Source organism: Orrella sp. JC864 (genome assembly GCF_037026685.1).
Classification (GTDB): domain Bacteria; phylum Pseudomonadota; class Gammaproteobacteria; order Burkholderiales; family Burkholderiaceae_B; genus Orrella.
Map to the genome: position 1 here is coordinate 83,849 of NZ_JBANET010000015.1, position 20,157 is coordinate 104,005.

Consider the following 20,157-nt stretch of genomic DNA (forward strand, 5'->3'; position numbering starts at 1 on the left):
ATCGGCTTTTGGCTATTGCTGGAGCTGCCCATGCTGTGGGTCAAGACGCTGCACATCGTTTTCATCGCCTCGTGGTTCGCGGGCCTGTTCTACCTGCCCCGCATCTTCGTCAACCTGGCGCAGAACGACGAGCCGGCCGTGCAGGCCTGTCTGCTGGGCATGGCGCGCCGCCTGCTGCGCTTTACCACCATCCTGTCGGTGCCGGCCGTGCTGTTCGGGCTGTGGCTCTATGCGGGCTACGGCATCGGCATGGGCTCGGGCAACGGCTGGATGCACGCCAAGCTGGCGCTGGTGGCCGCGGCCATCGGCTATCACCACGGCTGCGCGGTGCTGCTGCGCAAGTTCGAGCAAGGCCGCAACACCCGCACGCACGTGTTCTACCGCTGGTTCAATGAAGTGCCCGTGCTGCTGCTGCTGGCCATCGTTGCCCTGGTCGTGGTCAAGCCTTTCTGATTTTCTTTCGGATTTTCCCGATGTCCTCGCAAGATGCGGACCCTCCGCGCAAGACCCTGAGCCTGAAGTCCCGAACAGCGCAGCCCGACGCCGCGGCGGGCGGGGGCACGCGCAAGCGCGCCGGCGCCCGGGCGCGGCAGGTGGCGCAGCACGAGAGGCTGGCCGCGCAGCAGCAGCGCGGGGCGGCGCCTGCCGTGCCGCGCGGGCGCGCCCCGCAGTCGCCCCGGCAGGCACGCGAGCCCGCGCGCGAGCCCTCCCCCGCCGTCGCGCTGCGCGCCGAGCCTCGCTCGCCGCGCGCCGCCAGCCGGCGGGACGGCCAGATATATCCGGTCTTCGCGCCCTGCCCGCAAGGCATGGAATCGGCGCTGGCCATCGAACTGCAGGCGCTGGGCTTCGAGGACGCCCAGCCCGACCGCGCCGGCGTGCGGCTGCACACCGACTGGACCGGCGTGCAGCGCGCCAACCTGTATTCGCGCCTGGCCACCCGCGTGCTGGTGCAGCTGGCGCATGCGCCGGTCGCCACCGAGGACGACATCCTGGAGCTGGCGCGCAGCGTGCCGTGGGAACGCTGGTTCGGCCCCGAGCACACCTTGCGGGTGGACACCTCGGCCATCCGCTGCCCCATGACCAGCCTGCAATACTGCAACCTGCGCGCCAAGGACGGCATCTGCGACCGGCTGCGCGAACGCGAGGGCGCGCGGCCCAGCATCGACACGGTGCGCCCGGACGCCCGCGTGCACCTGTTCCTGTCCGCCGAGACGGCCACCCTGTACCTGGACACCTCCGGCGAATCGTTGTTCAAGCGCGGCTGGCGCCTGGAAAAAGGCGAAGCCCCCCTGCGCGAGAACCTGGCCGCCGGCCTGCTGGCCCTGGCGGGCTGGGATCCGGCGCAGGCCTTGATGGATCCGTTCTGCGGCAGCGGCACCTTGCTGATCGAAGCGGCCTGGATCGCGCTGGGCGTGCCGCCCGGCATCTCGCGCCCCTTCGGCTTCGAGCGCCTGCGCGACCACGACGCGCACGCCTGGGAAACGCTGCGCCAGGAAGCCCGCGCGCGCATCCTGCCGCGGCTGGACGCGCCGCTGCTGGGCGTGGACATCGACGCCCAGGCCATCGACGCGGCGCGCCGCAATGCCGAACGCGCCTGGCTGTCGGCCGACAGCATCCGCTTCGAAGTGGGCGATGCGCGCCAGGCGATGCCGCCCGCGCCCGAAGGCTGGATCGTCACCAACCCGCCCTACGGCGAACGGCTGGAAGCCGGCGATGCCGGCTTCTGGGCCGAGTGGGCCAGCCACCTGAAGCGTCACTACGCCGGCTGGCACCTGAACGTGATCACCAGCGACCTGCGTTTTCCCCAGGCGCTGCGGCTCAAGGCCCACCGGCGCACGCCGGTTCACAATGGTGCGCTGGACTGCCGGCTTTTCGCCTTCGACCTGGTCGAAGGCGCCAATCGGCACAAAAACGGTGCCTGATTGTGGGCGGGATACGACTTTTACATGCTGCAACGCACCAAGCTGTTGCATTATTTCAGGGTAATCCCTATAATTCGGGTTAACCCTAAACGAGAAACGGCAAAACACTAGACAAGGCCGTTTCTCCCGAGTGTGCGTCGTGGGCCGGTCATCATCGCCCCCCACAATGGCACAGCAGTACAGCATTCTGTCGTACCGGTTTTCCCCTTGGGGGCTGCCAAGGCCCCTTTTCAAGCCTGCTGGTTTACCAGCAGGCTTTTTTTTTGCCGCCGGGCCGCCCCAAGGCAAAAACGCCCCCTCGGGGGGCTGCAAGCCGAAGGCGCAGCGTGGGGGTATTTTTTGCCGCCGGGCCGCCCCAAGTCCCCCCCCTCGCCGGCGATTCTTGGCGCAGCGCAACAAGGCGAATGCGGGATAATCGGCGCCATCATGACGACCCCGACCCTTGCCCTGCCTGCCGACCCCGCCGCCCCTTCGCGGCTGCGCCGCTTCGCCTGCATGATGTACGAAGGCGTGCTGCTGTTCGCCGTGGTGTTCCTGGCCAGCTACCTTTTCGATACCCTGACCCAGAGCCGCCACGGCCTGATGCTGCGCCACGCCCGCCAGGGCTGGCTGTTCGTCTGCATCGGCTTCTATTTCCTGCTGTGCTGGCGCAAGGGCGGCCAGACCCTGCCCATGAAGACCTGGCACATCCGCCTGGTGGACCTGCACGGCCAGGTGCCCGCCCTTCCCCGGCTGGCGCTGCGCTACCTGCTGGCCTGGGTGCTGCCGCTGGCGGCGGCCGCCGCCGTCTGGACCCTGGCCATGGCCACCGGGTGGCCGGCCAGCACCAGCCTGGTGGTCTTTGCGCCCTTCGCCAACTTCCTGGGCACTTTCGCGGGCGGCGGCCAGTTCCTGCACGACAGGCTGGCCGGCACGCGGCTGGTGGATCACCGGCCCTGAGCACGCCCGCCGGCACGCTCGCCGACGCGTGTCACAGAGCGGTCATTGCGCGGTCACAAGCCAGTCACCCCCCCATGCTTCCGTAGGCGTCATCCTCCTATGGAATGCCGCCGTGACCGATCCGCGACCCACCCACTGGCGTACTCTCTGGATATCCGACATCCACCTGGGCACCGCCGGCTGCAAAGCCGATTTCCTGCTGGATTTCCTGGAACACAACCACGCCAAGACCCTTTATCTCGTCGGCGACATCATCGACGGCTGGCAGCTGCGCCGCGGCTGGCACTGGCCGCGCTCGCACAACGACGTGGTCCAGAAGATCCTGCGCATGGCCCGCCAGGGCACGCGGGTGGTGTTCATCCCGGGCAACCATGACGAATTCGCGCGGCAGTTCGTCGGCTATGCCTTCGGCGACATCGAGGTGCTGGACGAAGACGTGCACCAGACCGCCGACGGCAAGCAGCTGCTGGTCCTGCACGGCGACCAGTTCGACCTGGTGGTCCAGCACGGCAAATGGCTGGCCTATGTGGGCGACCGGCTCTACAGCTTCGCACTGTGGCTCAACAACCACTACAACGCCCTGCGCCGGCGCCGCGGCCTGCCCTATTGGTCGCTGTCCCAGTATCTCAAGCACAAGGTCAAGGACGCGGTCTCGTTCATGACCGACTTCGAGGAAGCCCTGGCGGCCGAAGCCCGCCAGCGCGGGCTGGACGGCGTGGTCTGCGGCCACATCCACCGGCCGGAGATCCGCGAGGTCGAGGGCGTGCTCTACTGCAACGACGGCGACTGGGTCGAAAGCCTGTCCGCCCTGGCCGAGCAGCACGATGGCAGCCTGCACCTGCTGGACTGGTCGCATGTGCCGGTCGAACGCCTGGCGCGCCAGCGGGTGGACAAGCCGGCGCGGCCGGTCCGTCCGCCCCGCCCCGTCACGCTGCCGGCCTTGCCCTCGGCTTTGCAGCGCGAGGCCAAGCATCCGTACAAACCCTTAGACAATGCCTGAAGGACAAGGCTTGTATTGCAGTTAGCCTCCTACTCGGTCATGCTTGCGTCTTGAGAAACCGCTGGCGCGGCCGGCCAGGGCCCGCGCGGCCGGGCGGGTCGGCGCCCACTCCGCAAGGTGTTACCAGCGCTGCAGCACAGGGCCATGACCGACCACTACCAGGCGCTCTACAACTCGTTCCGCTGGCTGGTGCCGCCAGCCTTCAACATCGCGGAAGTCTGTTGCCACCGCTGGGCCGACAGCACCCTGGATGCCCGCCGCATCGCCCTCTACATCGAAGACGAAGCCGGCAACCGCGACGTCTGGACCTACGCGCGCCTGGGCCAGGCCACCAACCAGCTGGCCAACGGCCTGGTCAAGATGGGCGTCACCCGAGGCGACCGGGTCGCCGTCGTGCTGGGCCAGCGCCCCGAGACCGCGGTGGCCCACATGGCCATCTACAGCCTGGGCGCCATCGCACTGCCGCTCTCGCCCCTGTTCGGGCCCGACGCCCTGGAGCAGCGCCTGCGCGACGCCCAGGCGCGCGTGGCCATCGTCGACGAGCATTCGGCCGATAACCTGCTGGCTGCCGCCGACCGCTGTCCGGGGCTGAGCCAGATCATCGGCATCGGCCTGGACCACGAACGCCTGCTGCCCTGGCGCACGCTGCTGGCGCGCCAGCCGGCGCAGTTCCGCGCCGCCCCGACCCGCGCCTCCGACCCGGCCATCCTGCTCTATACCTCGGGCACCACCGGCGCGCCCAAGGGCGCGCTGCTGCCGCATGCCGCGCTGATCGGCAACCTGCCCGGCTTCGTCGCCTCGCAAGACTGGTTCCCCAAGCCCGGCGACGTGTTCTGGTCGCCGGCCGACTGGGCCTGGACCGGCGGGCTCATGGACGCGCTGCTGCCCTGCCTGTATTTCGGCTATCCCATCGTGGGCGCGCGCGGGCGCTTCACGCCCGAGCGCGCCTACGAACTGCTCGAACGCTATCGCGTCACCAACACCTTCCTATTCCCCACCGCGCTCAAGATGATGATGAAGAGCGTGCCCGAGCCGCGCTCGCGCTACAAGCTGGCGCTGCGCAGCATCATGAGCGCGGGCGAGAGCGTGGGCGTGACCGTCTTCGACTGGTGCCGCCAGGCCCTGGGCGTCACGCCCAACGAGATGTTCGGCCAGACCGAGATGAACTACCTGGTGGGCAACAGCGCGGCCAAGTGGCCGCCGCGGCCCGGCAGCATGGGCCGGCCCTATCCCGGCCACCAGGTCGCCGTGCTCGACGAGCAGGGCCGGCCGGCCAAGCCCGGCGAGATCGGCGAGATCGCGCTGAACCGCTACGACATCCACGGCCATCCGGATCCCATCCTGTTCCTGGGCTATTGGCGCAACGAAACCGCCACCCAGGAGAAGTTCACCGGCGACTGGTGCCGCACCGGCGACCTGGCGCGCGTGGACGAGGATGGCTACTACTGGTATGCAGGCCGTGCCGACGACGTGTTCAAGTCCTCGGGCTACCGCATCGGCCCGGGCGAGATCGAGAACTGCCTGATCGAGCACCCGGCGGTGGCCAATGCGGCGGTGGTGCCCAAGCCCGACGCCGAGCGCGGCGCGGTGGTCAAGGCCTACGTCGTGCTCACGCAGGAATATGCCGGGCGGCCGCGCGAGCAGGTCACCGAGGCGCTGCAGGCGCACGTGCGCACGCGCCTGGCACCCTACCAGTATCCCAAAGAAATCGAATACCTGGACAGCCTGCCCATGACCACCACGGGCAAGGTCCAGCGCCGCGTGCTGCGCCTGCGCGAGCAGGGCCGCCCGGGCTCGCCCAAGGCCGCGGCCTAGGGCACGGCAAGCCAGAGGACAGAGACCATCGACCATGCCCATCTACCAGCTGCAAGACAAGATCCCTCGCATCCACGAAGACACCTATGTGGCCGAATCGGCCGACCTCATCGGCCAGGTCACGCTCGAGGCCGGCGTCACCATCTGGTCCCAGGTCACGATACGCGCCGATAACGAACCCATCGTCATCAAGGCCGGCAGCAACGTGCAGGAATCCAGCGTGCTGCACGTGGACGCCGGCTTTCCGCTGACCGTGGGCGAGCGCGTCACCGTCGGCCACCAGGCCATGCTGCACGGCTGTACCATCCACGAGGGCGCCCTGATCGGCATGCAGGCCATCGTGCTCAATGGCGCGGTCATCGGCCGCAACTGCCTGATCGGCGCCGGCGCCATCGTGCCCGAGGGCCGGCAGATTCCCGACAACTCCCTGGTGATCGGCATCGGCAAGGTGGTGCGCGAACTCAGCCCCGAGGAAATCGCCGGCATGCACGCCGGCACCCAGCACTACATCGAGCGCGGGCGCGAATACCGGCAGTATCTGAAGCGCATCGGCTAGCCGCTGGCCCAGGGGGATCGGCTAACATTCCAGCATGACCGATACCCTCAAGAAATACCTGTTCGAAGGCCGCCAGGCCCGCGTGCAGATCGTCGACCTGCACGCCACCTGGCAGCAGGCGCAGGCCCATCACCGGCATCCTCCGGCCGTCCAGTCCCTGCTGGGCGAGCTGGTGGCCGCCTCGACGCTGCTGGCGGCCAACCTCAAGCTCGACGGTTCGCTGATCCTGCAAATGCACGGCGACGGGCCGATCTCCCTGCTGGTGGTCGAATGCCGCGGCGACCTGAGCCTGCGCGCCACCGTCAAGCTGCGTCCCGAAATGGCGCTGCCCAGCCAGGGCACGCTGCAGACGCTGCTCAATCCCGGCGGCAAGGGCCGCTTCACGGTCGTGCTGGACCCGCGCGAGAAACAGCCCGGGCAGCAGGCCTACCAGGGCGTGGTGCCGCTCGAAGGCGAAAGCGTCGCGCAGGTGCTCGAACACTACATGCGGGCTTCCGAACAGCTGGACACGCGCCTGTGGCTGGCGGCCGACGCCGACAAGGCGGCCGGCGTGCTGCTGCAGCGCCTGCCCGGCGAAGGCGGCAAGGTGACCGGCGCGCAGGCCCGCGGCGCCGACGACGACACCTGGGAACGCGCCTGCCAGCTGGCCGGCACCCTCGGGCACGACGAACTGCTGGCCACGGACAGCGACACACTGATCCACCGCCTGTTCTGGCAGGAGACCCTGCTGGCCTTCGAACCGGCGCCGGTACGCTGGCATTGCCCCTGCTCCAAGCAGCGGGTGGCCGACATGCTGCGCATGCTGGGCGCCCAGGAGGTCGAATCGATCCTGGAAGAGCAAGGTCAGGTCGAGGTCATCTGCGATTTCTGCGGCAAGCCCTACCGGTTCGACCCGGTCGATTGCGCCGAGCTGTTCCTGAACCAGCAAGGTGGCGAGGCGGGCACGCCGCCATCCGGGCCTCCCACGCTGCACTGAAGGCGGCGCGCCGCTGGCCGCGCGGGCGCGGCCCGCGCATCCATGCGGGCTTGCCGGCATGGACGGCCGGGCAACGGGCAGCCACACTGGCCCGCATCGCGCCCGTGCCCCTGCCCCATGACCGGTCATGCCCCGTCCTGCCTCCTGCCCGCCCTTTCCCGCCAGGCGCTCGGCGCGCCTTGCCTTGCCGGGCCTTGCCGGCCGCGCCGGCAAGGGGGCGCGGCGCTGATCGAATTCGTCGCCGGCGGGGCGCTGGTATTGGCCCTGGGCCTGCTCGTGCTGGAAACGGCCTATTGGCAGCTGGCCCGGCAGGTGGTCTCCCTGGCGCTGCTGCAGGCAGCCCGCGCCGGCGCCACCGGGCATGCCGAGCCACGGGTCATGGCCCAGGCGTTCGAAACCGCGCTGGCGCCGCTGCTGGCAAGCGGCCATGGCGCGCAACAGGCGCGGGCGCGCGTGCAGGCCATCGCGGCGCAGCGGGCCGCACGGGCCGGCCTGCCGGCCTGGCGCATCCAGGTCCTGTCGCCGACGCCGGCGCACTTTGCCGACTTCGCCCGGCCCGGCATCGGTCCGCAGGGCGGCCGCGCCATCGCGCACGACTACCAGTTCGAGCAGCATGGCGACCACCTGGGCAAATGGCCGGCGGGCCGCGGGCCGCGCTCGGGCCAGACCATCTTCCAGGCCAATGTGCTGGCCCTGCGGCTGACCTATCTGCACCAGCCCTTGAGCCCTTGGTTCGGCGCGCTGTTGCGGGTGCTGGCCGGCGACGGCCCGGCCGCGCAGGCGATGCGCCGCGCGGGGCTGCTGCCGATCACGGTCCAGACCGGCGTGACGCTGCAATCGAATGCGCGGAGCTGGCCGGCCTGGCGGGCGCCGGGCGGATGGATAGGCCCCTAGGCGGCGCTAGAGACTGCGCTAGGGACTGTCGTCCTCGCGGATCGCCGCCATATAGGGCGGCACGTCGGCGGGCGGCTCGCTGGAAACCAGCTCCAGGCGCTTGAGCATCTTGGGAACCGAGGCAGCCAGGTGGGCATCGAGCGCCTTGGCCGCGGCGGCCGCGCTGCGCCGGCCCAAGGCTTCCAGCACCAGCTTGTGCTCGGCCATGAACGGGTCCATGTCGGGCAGCTTGAAATAACCGCCCAGCATGTGCTTGTTGTTGATCAGCAGGGCCTGGTTCTGCTGCAGCATCTTCATCAGCTCGGGGTTGTCGCAATAGGCGATGCAGCGAAAGTGCAGGTCGCGCTCCAGCGTATCCAGCTCGTCCTCCGCCACGTCGGGATAGCGCTGCATCACGTCCATCAGGCGGGACCACATCTGGGCCAGCACGTGCTGCGGGATGCGCTCGGTGCTGCGCTTGAGCGCGGGCGGCTCCAGGTAGCGGCGGATCTCGTACAGCTGGCGCACCCGCGTCGGCGTCAGGGGCACGATGGTCCAGCGCCCGGCCGGATCCTTTTCCACCAGCCCCACGCCTTCGAGCCGCAGCAGCACCTCGTGCGCCACGGTGCGGCTCACGCCGAAGGTCTTGGCCAGCTCGGCCTCGATGATGCGCAAGGCGCCGTAGAGGGACCGGTTGCACACTTCCAGCTCGACCTTGTCGTAGATGCCGATCCAGGAGTCCGGCGTGCGCAAGGGCGCCATCTGCGCCGCGAATGCCGCGATCGATCCGGCCGACAGGCGGCGCAGGCGCTGGACCTGTTCCGGACGGCCCACCACGAAGCCGCGCCCCGTGTGCTTGTGCAGCACGCCGCGGGCGGCCAGCTCCTCGAGCGCGGCCTTGACGGGCGTGCGGCTGACCGACATCGCCTGCGCGATGATGGTTTCGTTGACCAGATCGCCCGCCTTGAGCGCACGCTGCGCGATGGCGGTTTCCATGGCCGTGGCGATGGCCTGGTAAAGCGGCGCCACAGGCGCGGCGGCCGGCCGTTTTTTTTTCATTTCCTTCCCTTGCGCCGGCGCCGGCCGCCTCGTGCAGGCCGGTCCCGGAAAACCCTAATTTTATAAAACGATTTATGTGTGCAATGATCGTTTCCACTTCCCGGCCGGGCACGCAGAAGGCCAGCGGCGGGAAGCCAACCGCGTCAGCGGCGGGACGGCGCCACGCACGAGCTCCGCCCGCGGCCGGTTGCCGCCTACGCAGCACCACAAGGAGACAAGCATGAATCATCCGCAAGGCTCGACCGGCGCGTTCACGCGCCTGTGCCGCACCCTGGCCGGCTGCGGCCTGCCGGCAGTCCTGTCGCTGGCGCTGTTGGCCGCCCCCTGGGCCGCGCGCGCCGATTATCCCGAAAAACCGCTCACGCTCATCGTGCCCTGGGCCGCGGGCGGAGGCACGGATTCAGTGGCGCGGGCCATCGCCTCCGCCCTGGAAAAAGAACTGGGCGTGATCGTCAACGTGGTCAACCGCACCGGCGGCAGCGGCGTCGTCGGCCATTCGGCCATGGCCACCGCCAAGCCCGACGGCTACACCATCGGGCTGATCACCGGCGAGCTGACGATGATGCACTGGCAAGGCCTGACCAAGCTGACCTACAAGGATTTCACCCCGCTGGGCATGATCAACTACGATTATGCCGGCATCCAGGTCGCCAGCAACGCCAAGTACCAGGACGTCAAGAGCCTGATCCAGGACATCGCCCAGCAGCCCAAGGGCACGCTCAAGGCCTCGGGCACCGGCCAGGGCGGCATCTGGCATATCGCGCTGGCGGGCCTGCTGCTGGACCAGCAGATCGCGCCCGACCAGGTCACCTGGATCCCCAGCCAGGGCGCGGCGCCGGCCATGGTCGAACTGGTCTCGGGCGGCATCGACATCGTGCCCTCGTCCATCGCCGAAGGCCGTTCGATGCTCGATGCCAAGCGCTCGAAGGCGCTGGCGGTGATGGCGCCCGAACGCAACCCCAGCTATCCCGACGTGCCCACGCTCAAGGAAGGCCTGGGCACCGGCTACACCATCGGCGTGTGGCGCGGCATCGCCGGGCCCAAGGGCCTGGACGAGCAGATCGCCGCCAAGCTGGAAAGCGCCATCCAGGCCGCCTTCCAGAGCGACACCTACAAGGGCTTCATGAGCAAGCAGGGCTTTGGCGCCGAATGGCGCGGCCGGCAGGACTTCGAGAAGTTCCTGGCCGAGAACGACGCCATGATGGGCGATCTCATCGAGAAGGTGGGGCTCAAGCGCTAGCGGGCCCGCGCGCGGCCTCGCTCCTGCACAAGGACGCAGCAATGAGAGACTTCGCCCTGGGCCTGGCCTTCGCCATACTGGGCGCGGCCATCATCGCCATCGCCAAGGATTTCCCGACGGTCGGCAACCTCGAATACGGCGCCTCGCTGTTTCCGGTGATCACGGGCAGCGGCATGCTGGCCTGCGGCGCGTTGCTGGCGGCGCGCAACGCGCTGCCGGCGCTGCGCGCCCTGCGCGGCGCGGGCGCGGCGCCGCTGCGCCCGCACCTGGGCCGGCTGGCCCGCCTGGCGCTGCCCTGCGTGCTGGTGGTGCTGTACATCTACGGCAACGAGCGCATCGGCAGCGCGCCGGCCATGTTCCTGCTGATGCTGGTGCTGTTTCGCGCCGGCGCCGTGCGGTGGCGGGTGGCGCTGCCCGTATCGCTGGGCGCCGCGGTGGTCATCTATCTGGCCTTCACCCGCCTGCTGGCCGTGCCGCTGCCGGCCGGCCTGCTGGGCTTCTAGGAGCGCGCCATGTCCGAAGTCCTGGCCGGCATGGCGCTGGTGATCAACCCCGAGGTCTTGACGGTGGCCCTGGTGGCCGCGGTGTTCGGCGTGTTCGTCGGCGCGGTGCCGGGCCTGACCGCCACCCTGGCGGTGGCCCTGCTGGTGCCGCTGACCTTCCACATGGAGCCGATTCCGGCCATCACGGCCGTGGTCACGACCTCGGCCATGGCCATCTTCGCCGGGGACATACCGGGCACGTACCTGAACATCCCGGGCACGCCTTCCTCGGCCGCCTACGTGGCCGATGCCAGCGCGCTGGGGCGCCAGGGCCGGGCGCGCCAGACGCTGGGCGTGATCCTGGTCTGCTCGATGATCGGCGGACTGGCCGGCTCGGTAATGCTCATGCTGGTGGCGCCCACGCTGGCCGAGTTCGCGCTGAACTTCAGCTCCTTCGAATACTTCTGGCTGGCCGTCCTGGGCCTGAGCTGCGCGGCCTTCATCGCCTCGGGCACCGTGCTCAAGTCGCTGCTCTCGCTGATGCTGGGGCTGTTCCTGGCCACGGTGGGCCTGGACGTGACCACCGGCGCGCCGCGCTTTACCTTCGACATCCCGGACCTGTTCGGCGGCATCAATTTCATCCCGGTGATGATCGGCTTTTTCGCCATCAGCGAAGTGATGTACCTGTACCGCAACCTGGAAGGCAAGAGCACGCTGGCCATCGTCAAGGATGCCGGTGCGGTCTTCGAAGGCCTGGGACGCACGCTGCGCGCCTATTGGCGCAACGTCACGCGCGGCTGTTCGGTGGGCGTGATCTCCGGCGTGCTGCCAGGAGCCGGCGCCGATCTCGCGGCCTGGATCGCCTACGCGCTGGGCAAGAAGCGCTCGCGCACGCCCGAGCGCTTCGGCAAGGGACATATCGAGGGCATCGTCGATGCCGGTTCGGCCAACAACACCGCGGTGATCGGCGCCTACGTGCCGGCGCTGGTATTCGGCATACCCGGCGATTCCATTACGGCCATCGTCATCGGCGTGCTCTACGTCAAGGGCATCAATCCCGGCCCGACCATCTTCAGCGGCGACGGCGCCATGGTGTATGCGCTGTTCACGGCGTTCTTCGTTGCGAACCTGATCCTGCTGCCGGTGGGCTATATGGCGATCCGGCTGGCGCACATGCTGGCGCGCATCCCGGCGCGCGTGCTGATGCCGGTCATCCTGTGCTTTAGCATCGTCGGCGCCTTCGCGATCAACAATTCCGTGACCGACCTGTGGATCATGCTGCTGGCCGGCGTGGCCGGCTACCTGATGATCTCGGCGCAAATCCCGCTGGCGCCCGCGATCCTCGGCCTGGTGCTGGGCAATATGCTGGAAAACAACTTCATGGCCTCGATGCTCAAGACCAGCGGCAACTTCCTGGAGTTCGTCTCGCGGCCCTTGAGCGCCGTGCTGGCCTCGCTGGTGCTGCTGATCGTCCTGTGGCCGCTGCTGCGCCGGCTGGCGCGCCGGCACGCCGGCCAGGCCCGGCCGCCGGGCTGAGGCCGCCCGTTCGGCCTTCACGCGGGGCTCGCGGCCGCCGCTTTTTCATGACTGTTCTGCCCCACTCAGGAACCCATACGTGACCCGCATCGAACTCTCCCCGCTGAGCGACTTCATCGACAGGCTGTTCCAAAGCGCCCAGGCCGCGCCCGAGGTGGCCGCCGTGACGACCCGCGTGCTGGTCCAGGGCGACCGGCTCGGCCAGCACACCCACGGCGTCAAGCTGGCGCGCGGCTATCTGCGCGACCTGCGCAGCGGCCATGCCAGCGCCGATCCCGCGCGCCTGCGCACGCTCAAGTCGGCCGCGTCGATCCGGCTGTACGACGCCGGCTACCTGCTCGGGCCCTGCGTCATGGACGCGGTGCTGGGCTGGGCCACCGAAGCGGCGCGCACGCATGGCGTGGCCGTGGCCAACGTCAGCCGAAGCCACCACATCGCCTGCCTGGGCGCCTATCTCAAGCAGGCCACGGACCAGAACCTGGTCTGCCTGATCATGTGCTCGGACCCGGCCGTGGCCTCGGTGGCCCCCTATGGCGGCACGCGCGCGCTGTACACGCCCAATCCCCTGGCGGTCGGCATCCCCGGCGAGCCCGATCCGGTGCTGATCGACGTCAGCATGTCCAGCATCACCAACGGCATGGTGCAGAAACGCCGCGCCCTGGGCCAGCGGCTGGACCATCCCGTCATCCTGGCCGCCGACGGCAGCCTGAGCGACGATCCCGCCGCCCTGTCGGCCGACCCGCCCGGCACCATCCTGCCGCTGGGCGGCATGGCCTATGGGCACAAGGGCTATGCGCTGGGCCTGATGGTCGAGGCCATGACCTCGGGGCTGGGCGGCCACGGCCGCAAGGACCGGCCGCAAGGCTGGGGCGCCTCCGTCCACGTGCAGGTCATCGACCCCGATTTCCTGGGCGGAGTGGCCGCCCTGAAGGCCGAGCTGGCCGTATTCGCCCAGGGCGTGGCCGACAATCCCCCGCTGGACCCGGCCCGGCCGCCCCGGCTGCCGGGCGCCCAAGGCATGCGCAATTGGCGGCGCGCCGAGCGCGAAGGGGTGGTCCTGCCCGAGGATGTCATCGCCGAACTGCGCGCCGCCGCCCAGGAGGCCGGGCTGCCCTATCCCTTCTGAACCGCCGGGCAAGCCGACGGCGCAGCGTGGGGGCCTTTTCGGTTTTCGCATAAAAAAGCCATTACATGAGGCATGACCATCATGATCAACATCAGCGCGGCCAGGACCGTCAAGCTTCATCCCCAGGACAACGTGGCGGTGGCCTGTCGCCCCCTGGGCAAGGGCGCGGACACCGGGCATGACGGCATCCGCACCGAAACCGCGGTGCCGCTCGGGCACAAGATCGCCATCCAGGCCATCGGGCGCGACCAGGCCGTGCGCAAGTACGGCCAGGTGATCGGCTTTGCCTCGGCGGACATCCTGCCCGGCCAGCACGTGCACACCCACAACGTGGCGATGAAGGACTTCGCGCGCGATTACGACGTGGGCCAGGACTTGCGCGAGACGGCGCTGGTGCCGCCTTCGGCGCGCGCCCGGTTCATGGGCTATCGCCGCGCCAACGGCAAGGCCGGCACGCGCAACTACATCGGCATCCTGACCACCGTGAACTGCTCGGCCACCGTGGCCCGCCACGTCGCCGCCGCGATCGAGCGCAGCGGCATGCTGGCGCGCTATCCGGGCGTGGACGGGGTCGTGGCGCTGACCCACGGCACGGGCTGCGGCATGGCCGATTCCGGCGAGGGATTCGCCGTGCTGCAAAGAACGCTGTGGGGCTATGCCCGCCATCCGAACTTCGCCGGCATCCTCATCCTGGGACTGGGCTGCGAAGTCAACCAGATCCGCTTCCTGACCCAGGCCTATCAGCTCGAGGAGCACCGCGACTTTCGCCTGCTCAACATCCAGGAGACCGGCGGCACGCGCAGCACCGTGGAAAAAGCCTGCGCCTACGTCGAGCAGATGCTGCAGGCGGCCCAGGGCTGGACCCGCGAGCCGATCTGCGCCAGCGAGCTCATCCTGGCCCTGCAATGCGGCGGCTCGGACGGCTATTCGGGCATCACCGCCAACCCGGCGCTGGGCCATGCCGCCGACCTGCTGGTGCGCCAGGGCGGCACGGCCATCCTGTCCGAAACCCCGGAAATCTACGGCGCCGAGCACCTGCTGACCCGGCGCGCCGTCAGCGAGGAAGTGGCCGAGAAGCTGATCGGCCACATCCGCTGGTGGGAGGACTATACGCAGCGCAACGGCGGGCAGATGGACAACAATCCCTCGCCGGGCAACAAGGCCGGAGGGCTGACCACCATCCTGGAGAAGTCGCTGGGCGCCGTGGCCAAGGGCGGCACCACCAACCTGACCGCGGTCTACCGCTATGCCGAGCCGGTCACCGAGCGCGGCTTCGTCTTCATGGACAGCCCCGGCTTCGACCCGGCCTCGGCCACCGGGCAGATCGCCAGCGGCGCCAACGTGCTGTGCTTTACCACCGGGCGCGGCTCGGTCTCGGGATTCAAGCCGGTGCCCTGCATCAAGATCGCCTCGAACTCGGCCATGTACGAGCGCCTGAAGGAAGACATGGACGTCAACTGCGGCGGGATCATCGAAGGACAGACCACCATCGCGCAGGCAGGACAGGAAATCTTCGAGCTGATCCTGCGGGTGGCTTCGGGAGAGCCGAGCAAGTCCGAGGCGCAGGGGTTCGGGGATAGCGAGTTCGTGCCGTGGCAGATTGGGGCGGTGATGTAAGGGGGCTGACCGTGGCCGGTTGGGCGAGCTTTGTCTCTACGGCTTCGCTTGGAACACGTCCGTTTGAACACGTCCGCCGAGACCGGTCGGGGCGTCGGGCGATGCCGTCGCCGTGCGGCGCGGTTGCGCCGCGCCCGGCGCCAGAAATCGCCCGCCACCCCGCCCGGCCTCGGCGGACTGCGTAGTCTGGGCTTGGTCCGGCGCTGGCACCGGAGTCGTTCAAGCCGCCCGGCGGTGTTGTGATCACACGGCTAAGGAGGCCGGCGGGGCCGGGCGGGGTGGTGGGCGAGCATGAGCCCGACGCCCCGACCGGCCACGCCGGCCGTCAAGCAAGCGGCCTAACCCAAAAAACCGCCTCGCCAAAAAACCTCACCGCACCAACGCCTTCAACGCCCCCCCTTCCCCGACGGCGTAATCTGCGGCGGCTGCACGTTGGGCGGCAGGATCTGCACGAACACCTCGCCCTCCCGCATCATCCCCAGCTCGCCGCGCGCGCGCTCTTCCACCGCCTCGGTGCCTTCGCTCAGATCCCGCACTTCGGCGTCCAAGGCCGCGTTGCGCGTGCGCAGGCCTTCGTTGATCTCGCGCTGCTCGGCTACCTGCCGCTGCAGGTCCCAGACGGTGAACCAGCCGCCCTTGCCCCACCAGAGCGGATACTGGATGAGGCACACCAACGCGACGAGCACCAGCAGCAGTAGACGCATCGAACGGCCCGTGCAGGGCCCCGGGGCGGCGGCAAGAGGACGCCGCCCCGGGGCTGCGGATTAACGCAGGTTGTAGAACGCTTCGCGGCCGGGGAAGGAAGCCACCTCGGCCAGTTCTTCCTCGATGCGCAGCAGCTGGTTGTACTTGGCCATGCGGTCCGAGCGCGACAGCGAGCCGGTCTTGATCTGCATGGCGTTGGTGGCCACCGCGATGTCGGCGATGGTCGAATCCTCGGTCTCGCCCGAACGGTGCGACACCACCGCGGTATAGCCCGAGCGCTTGGCCAGCTCGATGGCCGCGAAGGTTTCGGTCAGCGTGCCGATCTGGTTGATCTTGATGAGGATGGAGTTGGCCACGCCCTGGGCGATGCCCTGCTTGAGGATCTTGGTGTTGGTGACGAACAGGTCATCGCCCACCAGCTGCACCTTCTTGCCCAGCTGCTCGGTCAGCAGCTTCCAGCCTTCCCAGTCGTTCTCGGCCATGCCGTCCTCGATCGAGATGATCGGGTACTTGTCGCACCAGGTGGCCAGCAGGTTGGTGAATTCCTGCGCCGACAGCGCCACGCCGCCTTCGCCGGCCAGGTGGTACTTGCCGTCGCGGAAGAACTCCGAGCTGGCGCAGTCCAGGCCCAGGGCGATCTGCGAGCCGGCTTCGTAGCCGGCCGCCTCGATGGCGCGCAGGATCAGCTGGATGGCGGCCTCGTGGTTGGCCACGTTGGGCGCGAAGCCGCCCTCGTCGCCCACCGCGGTGGACATGCCCTGGTCGTGGATCAGCTTCTTGAGCGCGTGAAAGACCTCGGCGCCCATGCGCAGCGATTCGCGGAAGCTGCTGGCGCCCACCGGCAGGATCATGAACTCCTGCATGTCCAGCGTGTTGTTGGCATGCGCGCCGCCGTTGATGACGTTCATCATGGGCACGGGCATGCTCATGGGGCCGCTGCCGCCGAAGTAGCGGTACAGCGACAGGCCCGATTCGTCGGCCGCGGCGCGGGCCACGGCCATGCTGGCGGCCAGCAGCGCATTGGCGCCCAGGCGCTCCTTGTTCTCGGTGCCGTCCAGCTCGATCAGCGTGCGATCGACGAAAGTCTGCTCCTGCGCATCCAGGCCCATCAAGGCCTCGGAGACCTCGGTATTCAGGTTCTCGACGGCGCGCAGCACGCCCTTGCCCAGGTAGCGGCCCTTGTCGCCGTCGCGCAGCTCGATGGCCTCGCGCGCGCCGGTGGAGGCGCCCGAGGGCACGGCGGCGCGGCCCATGGCGCCGGATTCGAGCAGCACGTCGCACTCGACGGTGGGATTGCCGCGCGAATCCAGGATCTCGCGGCCGATGATATCGACGATTGCACTCATGGTTATCAGGTTCCTTGAACGATGAACATATTCATGATGGCGGCGCCCTCGCGGGCATTGCGGGCGCGGCGGTACTGCCAGGAATCGTAGAACGCCTGCGCGGCCGCCATGCTGGGGAATTCGATCATCACCGTGCGGCCGGGTTCGCGGCCCTCGAGCCGGCGGGTCTCGCCCCCGCGCACCAGCACCTTGGCATCGTGCGCGCGCATCGCCAGCGTCGAGAGGCGCTTGTAGTCCTCGTAGCGCTGCGGATGGGTCACTTGCACGTCTGCGATAAGGTAGGCGGTCATTTCCGGTCTCCTTGCCCTGGCGGGCGGTCTATCTGTGCGCCGACGGCGGGCGTGCGGCGCGGTTGATCGGGTCCGCTGTCAAGCGTACCGGTTTTCGAGCAGCTCGCCGCGCTTGACCATGGCATCGAGCGCCACCAGCGATTCGAGCAGGCCGGCCATGTGCGCCAGCGGCACCGCGTTGGGGCCGTCGGACAAGGCCTTGGCCGGGTCCGGATGGGTTTCCATGAACAGGCCGGCCACCCCCACGGCCACCGCCGCGCGCGCCAGCACCGGCACGAACTCGCGCTGCCCGCCCGAGGAGCTGCCCTGCCCGCCCGGCAGCTGCACCGAATGGGTGGCGTCGAACACCACCGGACAGCCGGTCTCGCGCATGATGGCCAGCGAACGCATGTCCGAGACCAGGTTGTTGTAGCCGAAGGAAGCCCCGCGCTCGCACACCATGATGTTGCGCCCGTCGCCGCCGGCCTCGATGGCCGCGGCGCGGGCCTTGGCGGCCACCTGCTTCATGTCGTGCGGCGCAAGGAACTGGCCCTTCTTGATGTTGACCGGCTTGCCCGAGGCCGCGCAGGCGCGGATGAAATCGGTCTGGCGGCACAGGAAGGCCGGGGTCTGCAGCACGTCCACCACCTGGGCCACCGGGGCCACCTGGTCGATCTCGTGCACGTCGGTCAGCACCGGCACGCCCAGCTGCGCCCGCACCTCGGCAAGGATGGCCAGGCCCTCGTCCATGCCCGGTCCCCGGAAGGAGGCGCCCGAGCTGCGATTGGCCTTGTCGAAGGAGCTTTTATAGATGAAGGGGATGCCCAGCTTGCCGGTGATTTCCTTGAGCGCGCCGGCCGTATCGAAGGCCAGCTGGCGCGATTCGATCACGCACGGGCCGGCGATCAGGAAGAAGCGGTGCGACAGGCCCGCCTCGAAACCGCACAGATCGATGGTGTCGCTGGCCGGGGCCGGCGGCTGGCCGGCGGTCGAGACGGATGCCTGGGTCATGGTCACTGCGCCTGGGTCTGCTGGCGGCCGGCCTGGTGGGCCAGCGCCGCCTGGATATAGCTGGAGAACAGCGGATGGCCGTCGCGCGGCGTGGAGGTGAACTCGGGGTGGAACTGCACGCCCACGAACCAGGGGTGCCCGGGCAGCTCCATCATCTCGGGCAGGTTCTCGGTCGGGGTGCGGGCGCTGATGACCAGGCCGGCCTCTTCCAGCCGCGGCACGTAGACGTTGTTGACCTCGTAGCGGTGGCGGTGGCGCTCGTTGACCTCGTCGCCGTAGATGCGCTGGGCCAGCGTCCCGGGCTTGACCGGGCAACGCTGCGAGCCCTTGCGCATGGTGCCGCCCAGGTCGGAATTCTCGTTGCGCTGCTCGACCTTGCCTTCGCGGTCCATCCACTCGGTGATCAGGGCCACCACCGGATGCGGCGCGGAAGGGTCGAATTCGGTGCTGTTGGCCCCGCCCAGGCCCGAGACGTGGCGGGCGAACTCGATCACGGCCAGCTGCATGCCCAGGCAGATGCCCAGGTAGGGCACCTTGTTCTCGCGGGCGTAGCGGATGGCGGCGATCTTGCCCTCGGTGCCGCGCTTGCCGAAGCCGCCGGGCACGAGGATGGCATCCAGGTGCTCGAGCTGGGCCGTGCCGTGCTGCTCGATCTCCTCGGAGTCGATGTACTCGACCACCACGCGGCTGCGGGTGTGGATGCCGGCATGCACCAGCGCCTCGGTCAGCGACTTGTAGGACTCGGTCAGGTCGACGTACTTGCCGACCATGCCGATGCGCACCTGGTGCTGGGGATGTTCGAGCGCCTCGATCAGGCCGTCCCACATGGACAGGTCGGCCGGCGGGGGCGAGATGCCCAGCGCCTCGCAGACCAGCGTGTCCAGGCCCTGCTTGTGCAGCATGGCCGGGATCTTGTAGATGGAATCGACGTCCCACACCGAGATGACGGCGTCCTGCGGCACGTTGGAGAACAGCGAGATCTTGGCGCGCTCGTCATCCGGGATGGGGCGGTCGGCGCGGCACAGCAGGGCGTTGGGCGTGATGCCGATTTCGCGCAGCTTCTGCACCGAGTGCTGGGTGGGCTTGGTCTTGAGCTCGCCCGCCGAGGCGATGAAGGGCACCAGGGTCAGGTGCACGAAGGCCGCGTTGTTGCGGCCCAGGCGCAGGCTCATCTGGCGCGCCGCCTCCAGGAAGGGCAGCGACTCGATGTCGCCCACGGTGCCGCCGATCTCGACGATGGCCACGTCGGTGGCGCCGTTCCAGGCCGCATCGGCGCCGCGCGCGATGAAATCCTGGATCTCGTTGGTGATGTGCGGGATGACCTGCACCGTCTTGCCCAGGTAGTCGCCGCGGCGCTCCTTGCGCAGCACGGACTCGTAGATCTGGCCGGTGGTGAAGTTGTTGACCTTGCGCATGCGCGCCGAGATGAAGCGCTCGTAGTGGCCCAGGTCCAGGTCGGTTTCGGCGCCGTCCTCGGTCACGAACACCTCGCCGTGCTGGAACGGGCTCATGGTGCCGGGATCGACGTTGATATAGGGATCGAGCTTCAGGAGGGTGACCTGAAGGCCGCGCGATTCGAGGATGGCGGCGAGCGATGCAGCGGAGATTCCCTTACCCAGGGAAGACACCACCCCACCCGTGACAAATACATACTTGGTCATCGTCTGAGACGCCCGTGCAAGCGG

19 protein-coding genes are annotated in these 20,157 nt (G+C 68.8%); 13 read left to right on the top strand and 6 right to left on the bottom strand.

The window, feature by feature from the left end; all coding sequences use genetic code 11:
* The first annotated feature begins 30 nt into the window (after positions 1-30).
* The 8 genes from V8Z80_RS14530 (at position 31) to V8Z80_RS14565 (ending at position 8,102) form a co-directional block, all read left to right on the top strand.
* Positions 31-453 carry a CopD family protein gene (locus tag V8Z80_RS14530; protein WP_155196347.1) on the top strand — a complete coding sequence of 141 codons (423 nt, stop codon included), beginning with the start codon at positions 31-33 and terminating at the stop codon, positions 451-453.
* 20 nt (positions 454-473) lie between these two features.
* On the top strand, positions 474-1,922 hold the full coding sequence (locus V8Z80_RS14535) for a THUMP domain-containing class I SAM-dependent RNA methyltransferase (RefSeq protein WP_336062486.1): 1,449 nt from the start codon (positions 474-476) through the stop codon (positions 1,920-1,922).
* A 426-nt stretch (positions 1,923-2,348) separates the two neighbouring features.
* Positions 2,349-2,861 (top strand): RDD family protein, encoded by a 513-nt coding sequence (locus V8Z80_RS14540; protein WP_155196345.1) that lies wholly within the window; start codon positions 2,349-2,351, stop codon positions 2,859-2,861.
* Positions 2,862-2,973: 112 nt separating this feature from the next.
* The gene (locus V8Z80_RS14545) at positions 2,974-3,861 is read left to right on the top strand and encodes a UDP-2,3-diacylglucosamine diphosphatase (protein WP_336062488.1); all 888 of its coding nucleotides are present in this window, start codon (positions 2,974-2,976) and stop codon (positions 3,859-3,861) included.
* Positions 3,862-4,005: 144 nt separating this feature from the next.
* The gene (locus V8Z80_RS14550; protein WP_155196343.1) at positions 4,006-5,676 is read left to right on the top strand and encodes an acyl-CoA synthetase; all 1,671 of its coding nucleotides are present in this window, start codon (positions 4,006-4,008) and stop codon (positions 5,674-5,676) included.
* A 34-nt stretch (positions 5,677-5,710) separates the two neighbouring features.
* Positions 5,711-6,232 carry a gamma carbonic anhydrase family protein gene (locus V8Z80_RS14555; RefSeq protein ID WP_155196342.1) on the top strand — a complete coding sequence of 174 codons (522 nt, stop codon included), beginning with the start codon at positions 5,711-5,713 and terminating at the stop codon, positions 6,230-6,232.
* A gap of 34 nt (positions 6,233-6,266) precedes the next feature.
* Positions 6,267-7,208 (top strand): Hsp33 family molecular chaperone HslO, encoded by a 942-nt coding sequence (gene hslO / locus V8Z80_RS14560; protein ID WP_155196341.1) that lies wholly within the window; start codon positions 6,267-6,269, stop codon positions 7,206-7,208.
* Positions 7,209-7,325: 117 nt separating this feature from the next.
* Positions 7,326-8,102, top strand: a complete 777-nt coding sequence (locus V8Z80_RS14565) for a hypothetical protein (RefSeq protein WP_336062490.1) — start codon at positions 7,326-7,328, stop codon at positions 8,100-8,102.
* An 18-nt stretch (positions 8,103-8,120) separates the two neighbouring features.
* Here the strand turns inward: V8Z80_RS14565 and V8Z80_RS14570 are convergent, their stop codons facing one another.
* The gene (locus V8Z80_RS14570) at positions 8,121-9,140 is read right to left on the bottom strand and encodes a GntR family transcriptional regulator (protein ID WP_336062491.1); all 1,020 of its coding nucleotides are present in this window, start codon (positions 9,138-9,140) and stop codon (positions 8,121-8,123) included.
* Positions 9,141-9,360: 220 nt separating this feature from the next.
* Here V8Z80_RS14570 and V8Z80_RS14575 point away from each other — a divergent pair, with 220 nt between their 5' ends.
* The 5 genes from V8Z80_RS14575 to V8Z80_RS14595 all read left to right on the top strand — a co-directional run bounded on the left by V8Z80_RS14575 (position 9,361) and on the right by V8Z80_RS14595 (position 15,141).
* The gene (locus V8Z80_RS14575; protein ID WP_336062492.1) at positions 9,361-10,380 is read left to right on the top strand and encodes a tripartite tricarboxylate transporter substrate binding protein; all 1,020 of its coding nucleotides are present in this window, start codon (positions 9,361-9,363) and stop codon (positions 10,378-10,380) included.
* A gap of 41 nt (positions 10,381-10,421) precedes the next feature.
* The gene (locus V8Z80_RS14580) at positions 10,422-10,883 is read left to right on the top strand and encodes a tripartite tricarboxylate transporter TctB family protein (RefSeq protein WP_336062494.1); all 462 of its coding nucleotides are present in this window, start codon (positions 10,422-10,424) and stop codon (positions 10,881-10,883) included.
* Between the two features lie 9 nt (positions 10,884-10,892).
* Positions 10,893-12,398 (top strand): tripartite tricarboxylate transporter permease, encoded by a 1,506-nt coding sequence (locus V8Z80_RS14585; RefSeq protein WP_336062496.1) that lies wholly within the window; start codon positions 10,893-10,895, stop codon positions 12,396-12,398.
* Between the two features lie 79 nt (positions 12,399-12,477).
* Positions 12,478-13,524, top strand: coding sequence for an Ldh family oxidoreductase (locus tag V8Z80_RS14590; RefSeq protein ID WP_336062498.1), 1,047 nt, complete (start codon positions 12,478-12,480; stop codon positions 13,522-13,524).
* Positions 13,525-13,596: 72 nt separating this feature from the next.
* Positions 13,597-15,141, top strand: coding sequence for a UxaA family hydrolase (locus V8Z80_RS14595; RefSeq protein ID WP_336062500.1), 1,545 nt, complete (start codon positions 13,597-13,599; stop codon positions 15,139-15,141).
* Between the two features lie 386 nt (positions 15,142-15,527).
* Here V8Z80_RS14595 and ftsB read toward each other — a convergent pair whose 3' ends face one another.
* The 5 genes from ftsB to V8Z80_RS14620 form a co-directional block, all read right to left on the bottom strand.
* Positions 15,528-15,845 carry a cell division protein FtsB gene (ftsB, locus tag V8Z80_RS14600; RefSeq protein ID WP_155196689.1) on the bottom strand — a complete coding sequence of 106 codons (318 nt, stop codon included), beginning with the start codon at positions 15,843-15,845 and terminating at the stop codon, positions 15,528-15,530.
* A gap of 60 nt (positions 15,846-15,905) precedes the next feature.
* Entirely contained in the window at positions 15,906-17,192 is a 1,287-nt protein-coding gene (eno, locus tag V8Z80_RS14605) for a phosphopyruvate hydratase (RefSeq protein WP_155196688.1), read from the bottom strand.
* A 5-nt stretch (positions 17,193-17,197) separates the two neighbouring features.
* Positions 17,198-17,482, bottom strand: a complete 285-nt coding sequence (locus tag V8Z80_RS14610; RefSeq protein ID WP_155196687.1) for a DUF1330 domain-containing protein — start codon at positions 17,480-17,482, stop codon at positions 17,198-17,200.
* Between the two features lie 78 nt (positions 17,483-17,560).
* Positions 17,561-18,415, bottom strand: a complete 855-nt coding sequence (kdsA, locus tag V8Z80_RS14615) for a 3-deoxy-8-phosphooctulonate synthase (RefSeq protein WP_336062512.1) — start codon at positions 18,413-18,415, stop codon at positions 17,561-17,563.
* Between the two features lie 59 nt (positions 18,416-18,474).
* Entirely contained in the window at positions 18,475-20,133 is a 1,659-nt protein-coding gene (locus V8Z80_RS14620) for a CTP synthase (protein WP_155196685.1), read from the bottom strand.
* Positions 20,134-20,157 lie beyond the last annotated feature (24 nt).

Bases quoted from the DNA above. Each gene is read 5' to 3' on its own strand.
- V8Z80_RS14550 (WP_155196343.1), top strand. From the start codon at position 4,006: ATGACCGACCACTACCAGGCGCTCTACAACTCGTTCCGCTGGCTGGTG.
- V8Z80_RS14565 (WP_336062490.1), top strand. From the start codon at position 7,326: ATGACCGGTCATGCCCCGTCCTGCCTCCTGCCCGCCCTTTCCCGCCAG.
- V8Z80_RS14575 (WP_336062492.1), top strand. From the start codon at position 9,361: ATGAATCATCCGCAAGGCTCGACCGGCGCGTTCACGCGCCTGTGCCGC.
- V8Z80_RS14555 (WP_155196342.1), top strand. From the start codon at position 5,711: ATGCCCATCTACCAGCTGCAAGACAAGATCCCTCGCATCCACGAAGAC.
- V8Z80_RS14535 (WP_336062486.1), top strand. From the start codon at position 474: ATGTCCTCGCAAGATGCGGACCCTCCGCGCAAGACCCTGAGCCTGAAG.
- eno (WP_155196688.1), bottom strand. From the start codon at position 17,192: ATGAGTGCAATCGTCGATATCATCGGCCGCGAGATCCTGGATTCGCGC.
- V8Z80_RS14530 (WP_155196347.1), top strand. From the start codon at position 31: ATGCTGTGGGTCAAGACGCTGCACATCGTTTTCATCGCCTCGTGGTTC.
- V8Z80_RS14585 (WP_336062496.1), top strand. From the start codon at position 10,893: ATGTCCGAAGTCCTGGCCGGCATGGCGCTGGTGATCAACCCCGAGGTC.
- V8Z80_RS14580 (WP_336062494.1), top strand. From the start codon at position 10,422: ATGAGAGACTTCGCCCTGGGCCTGGCCTTCGCCATACTGGGCGCGGCC.
- V8Z80_RS14595 (WP_336062500.1), top strand. From the start codon at position 13,597: ATGACCATCATGATCAACATCAGCGCGGCCAGGACCGTCAAGCTTCAT.
- V8Z80_RS14620 (WP_155196685.1), bottom strand. From the start codon at position 20,133: ATGACCAAGTATGTATTTGTCACGGGTGGGGTGGTGTCTTCCCTGGGT.
- ftsB (WP_155196689.1), bottom strand. From the start codon at position 15,845: ATGCGTCTACTGCTGCTGGTGCTCGTCGCGTTGGTGTGCCTCATCCAG.
- hslO (WP_155196341.1), top strand. From the start codon at position 6,267: ATGACCGATACCCTCAAGAAATACCTGTTCGAAGGCCGCCAGGCCCGC.
- V8Z80_RS14540 (WP_155196345.1), top strand. From the start codon at position 2,349: ATGACGACCCCGACCCTTGCCCTGCCTGCCGACCCCGCCGCCCCTTCG.
- V8Z80_RS14570 (WP_336062491.1), bottom strand. From the start codon at position 9,140: ATGAAAAAAAAACGGCCGGCCGCCGCGCCTGTGGCGCCGCTTTACCAG.
- V8Z80_RS14610 (WP_155196687.1), bottom strand. From the start codon at position 17,482: ATGACCGCCTACCTTATCGCAGACGTGCAAGTGACCCATCCGCAGCGC.